This is a genomic window from Geminicoccus roseus DSM 18922 (genome assembly GCF_000427665.1).
In the GTDB taxonomy this organism is placed as follows: Bacteria; Pseudomonadota; Alphaproteobacteria; order Geminicoccales; family Geminicoccaceae; genus Geminicoccus; species Geminicoccus roseus.
Genome location: NZ_KE386572.1, coordinates 4,670,748 through 4,685,189, shown reverse-complemented (window position 1 = coordinate 4,685,189; position 14,442 = coordinate 4,670,748). Strand labels below are relative to the sequence as shown.

16 protein-coding genes and 1 tRNA gene are annotated in these 14,442 nt (G+C 69.8%); 7 read left to right on the top strand and 10 right to left on the bottom strand.

The window, feature by feature from the left end; genetic code table 11:
• Positions 1-2: 2 nt before the first annotated feature.
• From GEMRO_RS0123135 to GEMRO_RS31375, 6 genes are all read right to left on the bottom strand, one after another.
• Positions 3-791: an ABC transporter permease gene (locus tag GEMRO_RS0123135; protein WP_027135908.1), complete on the bottom strand. Its 789-nt coding sequence runs from the start codon at positions 789-791 to the stop codon at positions 3-5.
• Positions 788-1,612 carry an ABC transporter ATP-binding protein gene (locus tag GEMRO_RS0123130; RefSeq protein WP_035485863.1) on the bottom strand — a complete coding sequence of 275 codons (825 nt, stop codon included), beginning with the start codon at positions 1,610-1,612 and terminating at the stop codon, positions 788-790. The genes GEMRO_RS0123135 and GEMRO_RS0123130 overlap by 4 nt, the downstream gene beginning before the upstream one ends.
• A gap of 181 nt (positions 1,613-1,793) precedes the next feature.
• Positions 1,794-2,135 (bottom strand): type II toxin-antitoxin system HicB family antitoxin, encoded by a 342-nt coding sequence (locus GEMRO_RS0123125; RefSeq protein WP_027135906.1) that lies wholly within the window; start codon positions 2,133-2,135, stop codon positions 1,794-1,796.
• A complete protein-coding gene (locus GEMRO_RS0123120) occupies positions 2,132-2,386 on the bottom strand; it encodes a type II toxin-antitoxin system HicA family toxin (RefSeq protein ID WP_027135905.1) in 255 nt (84 codons plus the stop codon). The genes GEMRO_RS0123125 and GEMRO_RS0123120 overlap by 4 nt, the downstream gene beginning before the upstream one ends.
• 372 nt (positions 2,387-2,758) lie before the next feature.
• Positions 2,759-2,843 (bottom strand) — tRNA-Leu (locus tag GEMRO_RS0123115).
• A gap of 44 nt (positions 2,844-2,887) precedes the next feature.
• Entirely contained in the window at positions 2,888-3,634 is a 747-nt protein-coding gene (locus GEMRO_RS31375; RefSeq protein WP_051329389.1) for a competence/damage-inducible protein A, read from the bottom strand.
• An 84-nt stretch (positions 3,635-3,718) separates the two neighbouring features.
• Between GEMRO_RS31375 and sfsA the strand changes: the two genes are divergently transcribed.
• The 4 genes from sfsA to hrpB all read left to right on the top strand — a co-directional run bounded on the left by sfsA (position 3,719) and on the right by hrpB (position 8,762).
• The gene (gene sfsA / locus GEMRO_RS0123105; RefSeq protein WP_027135904.1) at positions 3,719-4,417 is read left to right on the top strand and encodes a DNA/RNA nuclease SfsA; all 699 of its coding nucleotides are present in this window, start codon (positions 3,719-3,721) and stop codon (positions 4,415-4,417) included.
• 85 nt (positions 4,418-4,502) lie between these two features.
• The gene (gene map / locus GEMRO_RS0123100; protein WP_240476748.1) at positions 4,503-5,222 is read left to right on the top strand and encodes a type I methionyl aminopeptidase; all 720 of its coding nucleotides are present in this window, start codon (positions 4,503-4,505) and stop codon (positions 5,220-5,222) included.
• A gap of 5 nt (positions 5,223-5,227) precedes the next feature.
• On the top strand, positions 5,228-6,235 hold the full coding sequence (locus tag GEMRO_RS0123095) for a JAB domain-containing protein (RefSeq protein ID WP_084507434.1): 1,008 nt from the start codon (positions 5,228-5,230) through the stop codon (positions 6,233-6,235).
• Positions 6,236-6,296: 61 nt separating this feature from the next.
• A complete protein-coding gene (gene hrpB / locus GEMRO_RS0123090; protein ID WP_027135901.1) occupies positions 6,297-8,762 on the top strand; it encodes an ATP-dependent helicase HrpB in 2,466 nt (821 codons plus the stop codon).
• Positions 8,763-8,764: 2 nt separating this feature from the next.
• On the opposite strand, the gene GEMRO_RS0123085 is transcribed toward hrpB, so the two are convergent.
• Both GEMRO_RS0123085 and purB read right to left on the bottom strand, forming a co-directional pair.
• Entirely contained in the window at positions 8,765-9,289 is a 525-nt protein-coding gene (locus tag GEMRO_RS0123085; RefSeq protein WP_027135900.1) for a hypothetical protein, read from the bottom strand.
• A 62-nt stretch (positions 9,290-9,351) separates the two neighbouring features.
• Positions 9,352-10,677: an adenylosuccinate lyase gene (gene purB, locus GEMRO_RS0123080; protein WP_027135899.1), complete on the bottom strand. Its 1,326-nt coding sequence runs from the start codon at positions 10,675-10,677 to the stop codon at positions 9,352-9,354.
• Positions 10,678-10,765: 88 nt separating this feature from the next.
• Between purB and GEMRO_RS0123075 the strand changes: the two genes are divergently transcribed.
• Positions 10,766-11,314: a DUF924 family protein gene (locus tag GEMRO_RS0123075; RefSeq protein ID WP_027135898.1), complete on the top strand. Its 549-nt coding sequence runs from the start codon at positions 10,766-10,768 to the stop codon at positions 11,312-11,314.
• Positions 11,315-11,333: 19 nt separating this feature from the next.
• On the opposite strand, the gene GEMRO_RS0123070 is transcribed toward GEMRO_RS0123075, so the two are convergent.
• Entirely contained in the window at positions 11,334-11,792 is a 459-nt protein-coding gene (locus tag GEMRO_RS0123070; protein WP_027135897.1) for a MarR family winged helix-turn-helix transcriptional regulator, read from the bottom strand.
• A gap of 315 nt (positions 11,793-12,107) precedes the next feature.
• On the opposite strand from GEMRO_RS0123070, the gene hemB reads away from it, so the two are divergent.
• The gene (hemB, locus tag GEMRO_RS0123065) at positions 12,108-13,106 is read left to right on the top strand and encodes a porphobilinogen synthase (RefSeq protein ID WP_027135896.1); all 999 of its coding nucleotides are present in this window, start codon (positions 12,108-12,110) and stop codon (positions 13,104-13,106) included.
• Positions 13,107-13,116: 10 nt separating this feature from the next.
• Here the strand turns inward: hemB and GEMRO_RS0123060 are convergent, their stop codons facing one another.
• Positions 13,117-13,554 carry a PPC domain-containing DNA-binding protein gene (locus tag GEMRO_RS0123060; RefSeq protein WP_027135895.1) on the bottom strand — a complete coding sequence of 146 codons (438 nt, stop codon included), beginning with the start codon at positions 13,552-13,554 and terminating at the stop codon, positions 13,117-13,119.
• Between the two features lie 158 nt (positions 13,555-13,712).
• Between GEMRO_RS0123060 and GEMRO_RS0123055 the strand changes: the two genes are divergently transcribed.
• On the top strand, positions 13,713-14,405 hold the full coding sequence (locus tag GEMRO_RS0123055; protein WP_027135894.1) for a DUF3313 domain-containing protein: 693 nt from the start codon (positions 13,713-13,715) through the stop codon (positions 14,403-14,405).
• Positions 14,406-14,442 lie beyond the last annotated feature (37 nt).

Sequence of the window (14,442 nt, the reverse complement as noted above, 5' to 3'; positions counted from 1 at the left end):
TTTCAGGTCGTGGTCGCCGCCGGTGCGGGACGCCACACCAGCAGCCGTTTCTCGATCGCGGTGACCACCGCGTCGATCACGATCACGAACACGGTCAGCACCAGCATGCCGGAAAACACGCCGGTAACGTCGAACACGCTTTCCGCCTGGTGGATCTTGTAGCCGAGCCCCCCGGCCGAGCCGAGATACTCGCCGACCACCGCGCCCACCACGGCAAAGCCCACCGAGGTATGCAGGGACGAGAACATCCAGGTCAGCGCCGCCGGCCAGTAGACATGGCGCATCAGCTGGCGCTCGTTCATGCCGAGCATCTTGGCGTTGGCCAGCACGGTCGGGCTGACCTCGCGCACGCCCTGGTAGACGTTGAAGAACACGATGAAGAACACCAGCGTGAAGCCCAGCGCCACCTTCGACCAGATGCCCAGGCCGAACCAGAGCGCGAAGATCGGCGCCAGCACCACCCGGGGCAGCGCGTTGGCGGCCTTGACGTAGGGGTCGAACACCGCTGCCAGCAGGGCCCGGCGGGCAAAGGCGAAGCCCAGCAGGATCCCGCCGGTGGCGCCGGTCACAAAGGCCAGCACCGTTTCCAGAAGGGTGATGCCTAAGTGATGCCAGAGCTCGCCGCTGACCACGTCCCGCCAGGTGCGCGCCAGCACGTCGATAGGCGTGGAGAAGAAGAACGGGTCCAGAAGCTTGCTGCCGCCGATCGGCACGGTGGTCAGCACGTGCCAGACCAGCAGGAACCCGGCGGCGACCAGCAGTTGCAGCAGCAGGAGGACGGCGCGGTTCATCGGTTGGCCTCTCCCTGGGCATAGGCGCGCTGCACCTCGACCCGGAGCGACGCCCAGATCGCCCGGTGGATCTCGTGGAACTGGGGATCCAGGCGGATCTCGGCGATGTCGCGCGGGCGCTCCAGCGTCACCGGGTAGTTGCCGACGAAGCGCGCAGCCGGCCCCGCCGACATCACGATCACCCGGTCGGCCAGCGAGATCGCCTCCTCCAGGTCGTGGGTGATGAACAAGACGGCCTTGCGGTCGGCGGCCCAGAGATCGAGCAGGAGGTTGCCCATGATCTGCCGTGTCTGCGCGTCGAGCGGGCCGAACGGCTCGTCCATCAGCAGGATTTCCGGGTCGCGGATCAGCATCTGCGCCAGGGCCACGCGCTTGCGCTGCCCGCCGGAAAGCATGTGCGGGTAGCGGTCGGCAAAGCCGGCGAGCCCGACCCTGGCCAGCCAGGCCCGGGCACGCTCGCGCGCCTCGCTTCGGCCGACCCCGGCCGGCTCCAGCGCCACCGCGACATTGTCCAGCGCGGTCTTCCACGGCATCAGCGCGTCCTGCTGGAACAGGTAGCCGGCGCGCCGGTTCAGGCCGACCAGGTCGGTGCCGAAGATCCGCACCGTGCCGGCGGTGGGCTGCAGCAGCCCGGCCGCGGCGTTCAGCAGGGTCGACTTGCCGCAGCCGGTGGGCCCGACGATCGCGACGAACTCGCCGGCCGCCACGCCCAGGTCGATCCCGTCCACCGCCCGGTAGGTCGACCGGTCGCCCAAGGTGAAGGCGATGGCGACTCCGGCCAGGTCGATCGCCTGCGCTGCCGCCCGCTCTGTTTCCGCCATGCGCCCCCCGTACCACGCGGCGTCCTGGTTAGGCGGTGGGATTTCGGGAGGCAAGAGGCCGGAAACTTGAGCGGCAGCGGGAATGTGGCCAAGGCGAAGTTCGCACATCCCGGGGATGGAATGCGAGGCGAGCGTCCGATGTCGAAGCGCGGGCGCAGGCTCGATGCCAGGCTGGCGGGTCCTACGCCTCTTCCTTCACCGCCCGTTCGATCTTCTCGGCCACCCATTCGTTCAGGCTCTTCCGGGCAGCCGCGGCCGCCAAGGTGGCAGCTTCGTGGAGGGGCGGGTCGAGCCGCAGATTGAACTTTCCCGAAAAGCGCCGGAACGGCTCGATGCCCTGCTTCTCGCACTCATCCAGGAACAGCTGCAGGGACACCCGCCCTTCCTCCATGAGTCCGGCCACGGTGTCCGCGTAGAAGTCGGCGCCGCCATTCAGGCCCAGGAACTCGCCGCGGAACATGGAGATCTCGGGATCGAAGCTGACTACGGCCTTGTGGCCATCGATGTCGATCAAGTTCTTCATGGCTTCACCCCATGCGCCTCCAGCCACCGCCGGATCGCGCTTACCGCGCCTTTGTCGGTCTCCGGCCGGGGATGCGGGCGATGAAACACCTGCACCTCGCCAAAGAGGACCACCGCGACCCGCGATCCCGCCCGCTCGGAAACTTCGGCACCCAGCGCTATGAACAGCGCCTCGATGTCGGACCAGCGGATCGTGCCCGATACCGGCCGGGCAAAGATCTGCTGCAAGGTGGCGCGGTGCCTGCGGTTCATGGAATATGGTACCGCCAGATGGTACTATCGATCAAGGGTTAGGTTGAGCCGACCCTACCATGAGCGTCGAGCAGGCGGCTCTCCCTGATCAATATATTAATAAAATACTCTTCGATTCTTGGCGACATCAAGGGTCTTGCTCAAATTATTATCGCTCCGTTGGAATAATCATGCTTCAATAGATCCGGCTTGCTAGCAAGAGCCACTCTATATCGACCAGGTATTACTCGTTATCGAGATGCTTGGCGCAATGAGGTCTGCGCGTGCCTGTTGTTCTTTTTTGAGAACAAGGCATCAGCGTCATTTCGGAGTATGTGGAAGTGATTGGGCCTAGTTAGACCTGATTAGAGAAGCGAAATTACCTATATGAACTGGTCCCCGCTGCCGGAATCGAACCGGCATGCCTTGCGGCGAGCGATTTTAAGTCGCTTGCGTCTACCTGTTTCGCCAAGCGGGGGCCGTGCGGCAGCCTAGCAAGCGGCAGCCGCGGCGGGAACGGGGTCAGGTCTCGTCCTTGGTCTCGACATGGCGCTCCAGCGCCCATGCGGTCAGCGCGGCATAGCCGGAGGCCAGCAGCGCCTCGTCGGTGCCGCGGAACACGATGGTGGTGCCGTAGCGGCCATCCCGGCTGAACGGGTAGCTGCCGATGTCGATGGCGGCATGCTGGTTCTGGATCGCCGCCAGGGGCTCGGCCACCTCGCCTTCCGGCGCGTACACGGTCAGGCTCTTCGACTTCAGGCGCGGGCCGCCCTTCAGCTTGGCTTTGATGCCGTCGAACATGGCGCGCATGATCGAGGGCACGCCGGCCATCACGTAGACGTTCTCGACCCGGAAGCCCGGGGCGATGCTGACCGGATTGTCGATCAGCTCGGCCCCTTCCGGGGTCTCGGCCATCCGCATCCGCGCGGCGTTCACCTTCTCCGGCGGGAAATAGGCAAGGAGGCGGCGCTCCGCCTCGGGATGGCGGCCGAACGGCAGGCCGAACGCCTTGGCCACGCAGGCGGACGTGATGTCGTCATGGGTCGGGCCGATGCCGCCCGTGGTGAACAGGTAGGTGTAGCGGCGGCGCAGCGTGTTCACCGCGTCCACGATCTCCTGCTCGATGTCGGGGATCACCCGCGCTTCGGCCAGGCGCACCCCGATCTCGCCGAGCTCACGGGCGATGTGGGCCAGGTTCACGTCCTGGGTGCGTCCGCTCAGGATCTCGTTGCCGATGATCAGGACCGCAGCGGTCGGCTGGTCGCTCATGCTTGCCTATCCTAGAAAGGTCCGGGCCTCGTTGCCGGCTGGCGGGCAGATGGGCCGACCCATCCGTTAAAGCGAGGCGATCCGTTGCTTTTGCCGCAGCCGCTCTACCCCGCAACCCTCATGCGGCGCTACAAGCGCTTTCTGGCCGACCTGCGCCTGGAGGACGGACGCGAGGTCACCGCGCACCTGGCCGATCCCGGCCGGCTGCCGGAACTGTCCCGGCCAGGCCTCCGCGCCTGGCTGTCCTTCCACGACGAGCCGCGCCGCCGTCTGCCCTGGTCCCTGCAGCTGATCCAGGCGCCGGACGGGGCGCTGGTCGGCATGAACACCGCCGCGCCGAACCGTCTGGTCGCCGAGGCGCTGGCGGAAGGCCGGATCCCGCAGCTGGGCCCGATCCGCCAGGTGGTGGCCGAGAGCGTGCCGGCGGTGGGCACCCGGCTGGACTTCCGCTGCACCATGGAAGACGGCCGCACCCTCTGGCTGGAGGTCAAGGGCGTCACCTGGCGGCGGGGCAACCGTCTGGCCTTTCCCGACGCAGTGACCGCGCGGGGGACCCGACACCTGCGCGAGCTTGCCCGGCTGGCCGAAGCTGGCGACCGCGCGGTGCTGCTGTTCGTGGCGCAGCGGGCCGACGGGGTGGCGCTGGAGATCGCCCGCGACATCGACCCGGCCTACGATGCCGCGCTTGCCCTGGCCATGGCCGCCGGGGTCCAGGTCCTGGCTTTCCGCTGCGCCGTATCCACCACGGAAGTAGTTCTTGATGAAATTCTACCAATGGTTTAGTTCTCCGCCCCCTGGAGCGCAGCGTCCGCGGAGCCGCGACCGTGAGCAGGCCATCCCCTTGCATCCCGCCGAATGCTTCCCCGCCATGCGCGACGCCGGCCGCCTGGCAGCGGCCACCCTCGACATGATCGCGCAGGAGATCCGCCCGGGCGTCGCCAGCCGGCGGCTGGACGCGCTGGCCGAAACATTCATCCGCGACCATGGCGCGGTGCCGGCCCCCCTGGGCTATCGCGGCTATCCGTTCGCCACCTGCATGTCGCCGAACCAGGTGGTCTGCCACGGCATGCCGGACGAGCGGCCGCTGGCCGAGGGCGACATCCTCAAGGTCGACGTGACCGTGAAGCTGGACGGCTGGCATGGCGACAGCTGCCGCACCTTCGCGGTCGGCGCCATCGATCCCGAGCGGACCCGGCTGCTGCAGACCACCCGCACCGCCCTGGCACTTGGGCTTGAGGCGGTGCGCCCAGGCGGGTGGTTGTCCGCGATTGGCCGGGCGATCCAGGGTCATGTCGAGGCACAAGGCTATGCGGTGGTGCGCAGCTATTGCGGCCACGGCATCGGCCGGGAGTTCCACCAGCCGCCGCAGGTCCTGCACCATCTGGACCTGGCGCGCGACGTGGAGCTGCGGCCAGGCATGTTCTTCACGATCGAGCCGATGGTGAACACGGGCGGCCATGCCACGATCCGCCTGGAGGACGGCTGGACGGTGGTGACCGCCGATGGGGGGCTGTCCGCCCAGTTCGAGCACACGGTGGGCGTCACCGAGACCGGCGTCGAGGTGTTCACCCTGTCCCCCGCCGGCTGACGCCCATGTTCCAGCTCGATCCCGCCATCGCCGACAGCCTGCGCCCGCACGGCCTGTCGGTGGCGCGCGAGGCCGACGAGGCCGGCGGCAGCCGCTTCGTGGTGGTCGGGCGGACCTGGCTGCACAAGGAGCGGCTGCGGGCGCTGGCCGCAAGGTTCGACGGCAGCCGCAAGGCGTGGCTCCTGTTCTCCGAGGAGGCGCTGCGCGGCCTTGCCGACCAGCTGGCGACGCTGGCGCCGGGTCTCGCCGAGGCGGCGCCGGCCGATCCGGACAAGGGCTGGGTGTTCGGCAGCAAGCACTACCATGGCCACCGCGAGCGGCTGCGCACCCGCTTTGCCGAGGCGCGCGAGGAGACGGCGCTCGCCGACTACGAGCTTTTGGAGCTGCTCCTGTTCTTCTCGGTCTACCGCCGCGACACCAAGCCGATCGCCAAGGCGATGATCGAGCGGTTCGGCAGCCTGGGCGCCGTGCTGGCGGCGCCGCCGGAGCGCTATGGCGAGCTGTTCCAGCTGGACCCGCTCCAGGCCGACGCGGAGCGCCGCCAGCAGGTCGACGAGGACCTGCGCTTCACCAGGGTGCTGCTGAAGGCGATCCACCAGGCGATGCGCCGGACCCTGAAGGAGGAGCTCAAGGACCGGCCGCTGGTGGGATCGTGGACGGCCCTCACCGACTATCTCGCGGTGACCATGAGCCATGACGGCACCGAGCATTTCCGCATCCTGTTCCTCGACCGCAAGAACATCCTGCTGCGCGACGAGGTGCAGAGCCGCGGCACCGTCGACCATACCCCCCTCTATCCCCGCGAAGTGCTCAAGCGCTGCCTGGACCTGGATGCGGCGGCGATCATCATGGTCCACAACCACCCCTCCGGCGACCCGACCCCGTCCCGGCCGGACATCGAGATGACCCGGGAGGTGGTGAACCTGCTCAAAGCCGCCGGGATCGAGGTCCACGACCATGTGATTGTCGGCAAGGGCCGCCATCTGAGTTTCCGCAGCGAAGGGCTGATCTGAGGCCGGCCGCGTTCCGGGGCGCATTCCGGGCGCGCGCCGGATCTGCTAGCCAGCCCGCGCCATGCAGCATCTGCCCGACCTCCCCGTCCGCGACCTCCTGCCCTCCCTCGTCGATACGCTCGGCGATGCCGGCCGCGCCGTGCTGGAAGCGCCGCCCGGGGCCGGCAAGACCACGCTGGTGCCGCTGGCGCTGCTGGAAGCGCCCTGGCGCCAGAACCGCCGGCTGATCATGCTGGAGCCGCGCCGGCTGGCGACCCGGGCCGCCGCGCGCCGGATGGCCGAGATCCTGGGCGAGGAGACCGGCCAGCAGGTCGGCTACGCCATGCGCTTCGAGCGCAGCATCGGCCAGAACACGGTGGTCGAGGTCCTGACCGAGGGCCTCTACCTGCGCCGGCTGCAAACCGATCCGGAGCTGGCCGACGTGGCCGCGGTGATCTTCGACGAGTTCCACGAGCGCTCGCTGGATGCCGACTTGGCCCTGGCGCTGACCCTGGAGAGCCGCGCGGCGCTGCGCCCGGACCTGCGCGTCCTGGTGATGTCGGCGACCCTGGACGGCGAGGCGGTGGCCCGTCTCCTGGACGACGCCCCGGTGCTGCGCAGCCAGGGCCGGATGTTCCCGGTGGCCGTGCGCCATCTGGGCCGCGACGCGGCGGAGCCCGTCGACCGCGCGGTGGCGAACGCCTGCCTGGACGCGGTCGCCACCGAGAGCGGCTCGATCCTGGCCTTCCTGCCGGGCCAGGCCGAGATCGGCCGGGCGGCCTCGTTCCTCGCGGCACGCCTGGGCGGGCGCAAGGAGATCGAGATCCACCCGCTCTATGGCGACCTGTCCCGCGAGGCCCAGGACCGGGCGATCCGCCCCCCTGCCCCCGGGCAGCGCAAGATCGTGCTGGCCACCGACATCGCCGAGACCAGCCTGACCATCGAGGGAGTGCGGGTCGTGGTCGACAGCGGCCTGGCGCGCAAGCCGAGCTTCTCGCCACGCACCGGCACCTCCGCCCTGGTGACCCGCAGGATCGCCCTGGCCAATGCCGAGCAGCGCCGGGGGCGCGCCGGCCGGCTGGAGCCGGGGGTGTGCCTGCGGCTGTGGTCGGCGGCCGAGGAGCGCGCCATGCTCCCGCATCTGCCGCCCGAGATCGCCGACAGCGACCTGGTGCAGCTGGTGCTGGAGCTGCGCCTGTGGGGCGTGCAGGACCCGGCAACCCTGTCCTGGCTGGACCCGCCCCCGGCGGGCGCCCTGGCGGCGGCGGCCGCCACGCTGGAGAGCCTGGGCGCCCTGGACGAGGCCGGCCAGGTCACGCCGGCCGGCCGACGCATGGCGGCCCTGCCGACCCATCCGCGCCTGGCCGCGATGATCCTGGCAGCCGAGCGCGAGGGCCTGGCCGCCACCGGGATCGCCCTGGCGGCGCTCCTGTCCAGCCGCGACCTGACCCCTGGCAGCGCGTCCACCGACCTCGCCCACCGGCTGGCGGCGCTGCGCGACGGCAGCGGCGATCCCGCGCGGCGCCGGCAGGTGCAGGACATCGCCCGCCAGCTCGCCCGCGGCCGGTTCGACCGCCGCGAGATCGAGCCGGAGAGGGCCGGGCTCCTGCTGGCGGCGGCCTATCCGGACCGGATCGCCCAGCGCCGCCAGCCCGGCTCCTATCGGCTGGCGAACGGCCGCGGCGCAAGGCTGGAGCCGGGCGATCCCCTGGCGGCGATGCCCTTCCTGGTGATCGCCGAGGTCGACGATCGCGGAGCCGATGGCCGCTGCCGTCTCGCGGCGGCGCTGGACCCAAGCGACATGCCGGCCGGGCGGTGCCGAGAGGTCACCGAGACGCGGATCGACCCGCAGAGCGGCCGGGTCGTCGCCAGGCGCGCCACCATGATCGGGGCCATCGAGCTGCGCGCCAGCGAGACCGATCCCCCGGCGGAGCTGGCCGAGCGGATCCTGCTCGACGCCCTGGCCCCGGCCCTGCCCGAACTGGTCGCCGCCAGCCCGGCGGCGGAGCGCCTGCGCCGGCGGGTGGAGATGCTGCGCGGTGCCGATGGTCCGGACAGCACCCTGCCCGACCTGTCCGACGACGGCCTGGTCCGGGACGCGGCCACGCTGCTGGGCGGCTGGCTCGGCGGGCTGCGTTCGCTGAAGGCGGCGAGAGGGCTGGACTGGCACGCGATCCTGGCCGCCAGGCTGGACCATGCCGCGCGCACCCGCCTGGATGCCGAACTGCCGACCCACTGGACGACCCCGGCCGGCACCCGCCACGCCATCGACTATGGCGTCGACCCGCCGGTGCTGGCGGTGCGGCTGCAGGAGATGTTCGGCGCGGCCAGCGGCCCGGTCCTGGGGCGCGGCAGGATCCCCTGCGTCCTGCACCTGCTCTCGCCGGCCCAGCGCCCGGCCGCGATCACCTCGGACCTGGCCGGCTTCTGGATCACCGGCTGGCCCGCGACCAGGAAGGACCTGAGGGGCCGCTATCCCAAGCATTTCTGGCCGGACGACCCGGCCAGCGCCAAGGCCACCGCCCGGGTCCGCGCCCGTTCCGGCTGAGTTCAGGGCAGCTGGAAGATCCGCTCGTCCGGCTGGTGGTCCATGGCGATCCGCCGGGTCTCGAACACCTTCTGGTCCTCCCATCCGGCCAGGAGCGGCCAGCCGCGGCTGGCATAGGCGCGGAACGGGATCGCGCCGCAGGCGTCGCGCTCCCTTGGCCGGAGCGTCGCCTCGCTGCGCTGCAGGAGCTCCACCGCCCGGACCAGCGGGCCGATCAGCGGGCGGGTCCAGTCCGCGACCACCACCTCGCCGCAGGTGCGGCCCAGCAGGGTCATCACGTGGTAGCCGCCCTTCTCCCCGGCGATCGTCAGCCGCCGCCCGCCCCAGAGCGCCAGCCGGTAGCGGAACAGCGACGCCGCTTCGGGCAGGTCGGCGGCGGCCACCGCGGCACCCTGGTCCGGGAAGATCCGCCCCGAGCGCAGGTCGAGCAGGCGCCCTGCCCCGGCGACCTCCGCCCGGACCAGGTCCGGGTTGCGTCCCACCTCCAGGCGGAGCGGCACGCCGAACAGGTCGCCCTCGACCAGCATGCCCGCTCCCGCCGGCGCGGCGCAGGCCAGCAGGCCGAGGAGCGGGACCGCCAGCCGCGCGATCAGGCGGGGCTGCCCTGGCCGAACACCCGCCCGAAGATCGTGTCGACATGCTTGAGGTGGTAGCCCAGGTCGAACAGCCCCTCGAGCGCCTGGGGATCGATCCGGCCGGATACCTCCGGATCGGCCTGCAGCTCCGCCAGGAACGGCGTCTCCTGCTCCCAGGCGCGCATCGCGTTCTTTTGCACCAGCTCGTAGGCCTGCTGGCGCGGCAGGCCGGTCTCGATCAGCGCCAGCAGGATGCGCTGCGCGTTCCAAAGGCCCAGCGACGCGTCGAGGTTGCGCTTCATCCGCTCGGGATAGACCACCAGCTTCTCGATCATCCCGGCGGCCCGGTGCAGGGCGAAGTCCAGCACGATGCAGGCGTCCGGCAGCAGGGTGCGCTCCACCGCGCTGTGCGAGATGTCGCGCTCGTGCCAGAGCGCCACGTTCTCCAGGGCCGGTACCACCGCGCCGCGCACGATCCGGGCGAGCCCGGTCAGGTTCTCCGACAGCACCGGATTGCGCTTGTGCGGCATCGCCGAGCTGCCCTTCTGCCCCTTGTGGAAGAACTCCTCGGCCTCGCGCAGCTCGCTGCGCTGCAGGTGGCGGATCTCGATCGCCAGGCGCTCGATCGCCGAGGCGACGATGCCGAGCGTGGCGGTGAACGCGGCATGGCGGTCGCGCGGGATCACCTGGGTGGAGACCGGCTCGACCGCGAGGCCGAGCCTTGCCGCCACCGACTCTTCGACCCTCGGGTCGATGTTGGCGAAGGTGCCGACCGCTCCGCTCATGGCGCAGGTCGCGATCTCGGCCCGGCCGGCCACCAGCCGCGCCCGGCAGCGGGCGAACTCGGCATAATGCCCTGCCAGCTTGACCCCGAAGCTGGTGGGCTCGGCATGGATCGCGTGGCTGCGCCCGATCGTGGCGGTGCCGCGATGCTCCTGCGCCCTGGCCTCCAGTGCTGCCAGCAGCCGGTCCAGCCCCTCCAGGAGCAGGTCGGCGGCTTTCGCGAGCTGCACGGCCAGCGTGGTGTCGAGCAGGTCGGAGCTGGTCAGGCCCAGATGGAGGAAGCGGGTGTCGGCGCCGCACAAATTTTCGACATGGGTCAGGAACGCGATCACGTCGTGCCGGGTGACCGCCTCGATCTTGTCGACCGCCGCCGGATCGATGATCTCGTCCTTGCGCGTCTCGGTGGCCTGACGCAGCGCCTTCACGGCGTCCGCCGGCACCTGGCCGAGCTCGGCCATCGCCTCGGCGGCGCAAAGCTCGATCTCCAGCCACAGGCGCAGCTTCTCGTCGGGCGAAAAGATCGCCGTCATCTCGGGGCGGGCGTAACGCGGGATCATCTGGTGCGGGCTCCGATGGAACAGGCTGGATCGGATAGCGCCCCTCGTGCACCTAATGAAGGGGCGAGCGCCATCCGGAGACCCCGACATGCACCAGAACCCGATCGAGCACATCCTGTCGTTCTGGTTCGGGGTCCAGGACCAGAAGGCCTGGTTCGCCGTCGACGAGGCGTTCGACCGGCAGATCCGCGATAGCTTCGGGCATCTGGTCCTGCCGGCGACCGCGGGCACGCTGGATGCCTGGACCGGCACGCCGGACGGCGCCCTGGCGCTGGTCCTGGTGCTGGACCAGTTCCCGCGCAACATCCATCGCGGCACGCCGCAGGCATTCGCCTCGGACGCCAAAGCCCGCGAGGTCGCCCGCGACCTGATCGCCGCCGGGACCGACCGACAGGTGCCGATCGAGCGGCGGCCGTTCCTCTACATGCCGCTGGAGCATTCCGAGCGGCTGGAGGACCAGGAGCGCTGCTGCGAGCTGATGGCGACGGTCGAGAACCCGATGATGCTGGACTATGCCCTGCGCCATCGCGAGGTGGTGGCGCGGTTCGGCCGCTTCCCGCACCGCAACCGCATCCTCGGGCGCACCTCCACCCCGGAAGAGGAGGCCTTCCTCCAGGAGCCGGGCTCGTCGTTCTGAGAAGGCCCCTCGGGCGGGATCAGCGCTGGTAGGCGCGGCTGATATAGTTGCTCCAGAACCGCTCCAGGGTGCCCAGCAGCTCGTTGGCCGAGGACAGCCGCTCCGCACCGATCCCCGTCGCCGCCAGCTCCTGGGCGTTCTTGGCGTAGAGCGCGTCGATCTTGGCGACCAGCTCCAGGCCCTTCTGCGACAGCCGCACCCGGGTCATCCGCCGGTCGTGGAAGGAGCGCTCCTGGATCAGGTAGCCGGTCTCGACCAGCTTCTTCACGTTGTAGGAAACGTTCGACCCCAGGTAGTAGCCGCGAACCGTCAGTTCACCGACGGTGAGCTGCTCCTCGTTGATGTTCGACAGGATCAAGGTCTGGACATTGTTGATGTCCTCGATCCCAAGATGGTCGAGCTCGGTCTTGATCACGTCCAGAAATCGGCGGTGCAGACGTTCGATCAACCGGATGGAAACGAGATATGGGTCTTTCACGTCGCCCTCGTAATCACGGGACCGTTGAATCTGATCATGCGTGGCACTGGCGACCGCACCGATCGTCCCGGCCATCCTTCCTTCATCATCTGCCATGACTCTGGCGAGGAAAAATGTGGTTCGTCAACGCTGGGTGTACATCATCCGGTAATTTTTCGCGCTCAGCGTGATCTCGGCAGCGCGCATTCCCGCCGTTTCGGCGATGCAGCCATTGCCCGGAGCAGCGACGGCCGGTCGCATGGACGAAGCGATTGTTTAACCTCGGGCGCCGCCTGCACTATCGTCGCGCCGTCGCAACCTGGTCCGAGACGAACATTGACGCCGTTCGCTGCCTTCCCGCGCTCCCGCCCGCGCCGCCTGCGGCGGACTGCCTGGATCCGCTCCATGGTGGCGGAGGTGGCGCTGGCCCCCCGCGACCTGATCCTGCCGGTGTTCATCCTGGAGGGCAGCGGCCAGCGCGAGCCGGTGGCGAGCATGCCGGGCGTCGACCGGCTGTCGGTCGACCTTCTGGTCGGCGTGGCCGAGGAGGCCGCGCGCCTGGGCATCCCGGCCCTGGCGCTGTTCCCGGTGACCCCGGTGGAGCGCAAGACCGAGGATGGTTGCGAGGCCTGGAACGAGGACAACCTGGTCTGCCGTGCCCTGCGGGCGATCAAGCAGGCGGTGCCGGAGATCGGGCTGATCGCCGACGTGGCGCTGGACCCGTTCACCTCCCACGGCCAGGACGGGCTGATCCGCGACGGCGTGATCCTCAACGACGAGACGATCGCTGCCTTATGCCGCCAGGCGGTCTGTCAGGCCGCCGCCGGCTGCGATATCGTGGCGCCCTCCGACATGATGGACGGCCGCATCGCCGCGATCCGCGCCAGCCTGGACGAGGCCGGTTTCCACGAGACCATCCTGCTCTCCTACGCCGCGAAATACGCCTCGGCCTTCTATGGTCCGTTCCGCGACGCGGTCGGCTCTGGCCGCTCGCTCGGCCGGGCCGACAAGAAGACCTACCAGATGGACCCCTCCAACAGCGCCGAGGCGCTGCGCGAGGTGGCGGTCGACCTGTCCGAGGCGGCCGACATGGTGATGGTCAAGCCGGGCCTGCCCTATCTCGACATCATCCGCCGGGTGAAGGAGACCTATGACGTCCCGACCTTCGCCTACCAGGTCAGCGGCGAGTACGCGATGATCCGGGCAGCGGGCCTGCAGGGCTGGCTGGACGCCGATGCGGCGATGCTGGAGACCCTCCTGGCGTTCAAGCGGGCCGGCGCCGACGGCATCCTCACCTACGCCGCGATCGACATCGCCCGCCGGCTGCGCGGCTAGGCGCGGTCTCTCAGGGCCGGATCAAGGCCAGGCCCTTGTCCGGGTCGAACACCCGGCGCAGATGGGCCGGCGATTCGGTGACGATCACTTCCAGGGTCGGCTCGGCGACGCCGTCCATCAGGTGGCCGCCCAGCGTGCTGGCATCCGCCCGGCCCAGCACCGCGTGCAGGTGGATCTTGGGCTGGCCGTCCTCGGTGAGGGCGATGTCGCCCAGCAAGGACAGAACCTCGGTCTGCTCTTCGACCGGGATCTTGCGGTACTCGCGCGTGCTGCGTTCCCAGAACGCCAGCGTCGCCCGGCTGAACGCGCCGATGGCGCTCACCTGCGCTGCGGACAGCTTCTCCGTCCGGGCGAACTCCTCCAGCGCCGCCATGACCTCGTCGCCGGCGTCCATGATCACCGCGAAGGTCCGCTGCCCTGCTGCCTCGTGGATCTGCCGGGCCTTCATCGTCCTGCTCCTGGCGGTGGATCCGCCCTGGTCGAACGGCGCGCCGGCCCGCCCGTTCCCGCGCCGGCATGTTTTACGCCGGCTAGGTCGGGGTTTCGTTGACGGGGCTGCCTCCCGCCCGGATCCTGCCCCCGTTCGAGATCAGGTGGTGGCGTGCGATGAACAGGAAATGGATCGGGATGGCGCTGGCGGCGGGCGGCCTGCTCGCGCTTGTTGGCTGCCAGAGCGGCAGCGGCGGCGGCGGCGGCGCGGATGGGCCCCTGCCGGCGGGAAGCGAGACCGCCCAGATGAAGCCGGAGCCCGGGGTCAGCGAGGGCTGGACCTACCGCGATCCGAAGTTCGACCCGAAATCCTACTCCAAGGTGATGGTCGACCCGCAGGCCCATGTCTACCAGGGCGAAGGCGCCGACTATGGCAGCCTCTCGCCCGAGGAAGTGCAGAAGCTCGCGCAGATGATCCCCGAGGAGACCATCAAGCTGCTGCGCGCCCGCGACTACATGGCGAGCGAGGCCGGCCCGGGCGTCCTGGAGCTGCGCTTCACCGTGCTGCGGGTGTCGTCGACGGTGCCCTATGCCGCGACGGTCACCCGGCTCATTCCGATGAGCGCCCTGGTCAATGTCGGGCGCACGGCGCTGGGCGAAGGCGGGTCGCTCACCGGCTCGCTGACGATCCTGGTGGAAGCGCGCGATTCCGAGACCCAGAAGGTGCTGGTCGCGACCCAGCGCCTGGTCCGGCCGGGCACGTTCGACCTGGAATCGACGCTCGGCACCGAACAGACCGCCCGCGCGGTCGCCCAGAAGGTCGCCGAGAACATCGTGGAGCGGATGGACCGAGTAGCGGGCGGTTCCTGATCCCGGCTGGTAGCGGGACCGGCTGGTGCCGGTCCCG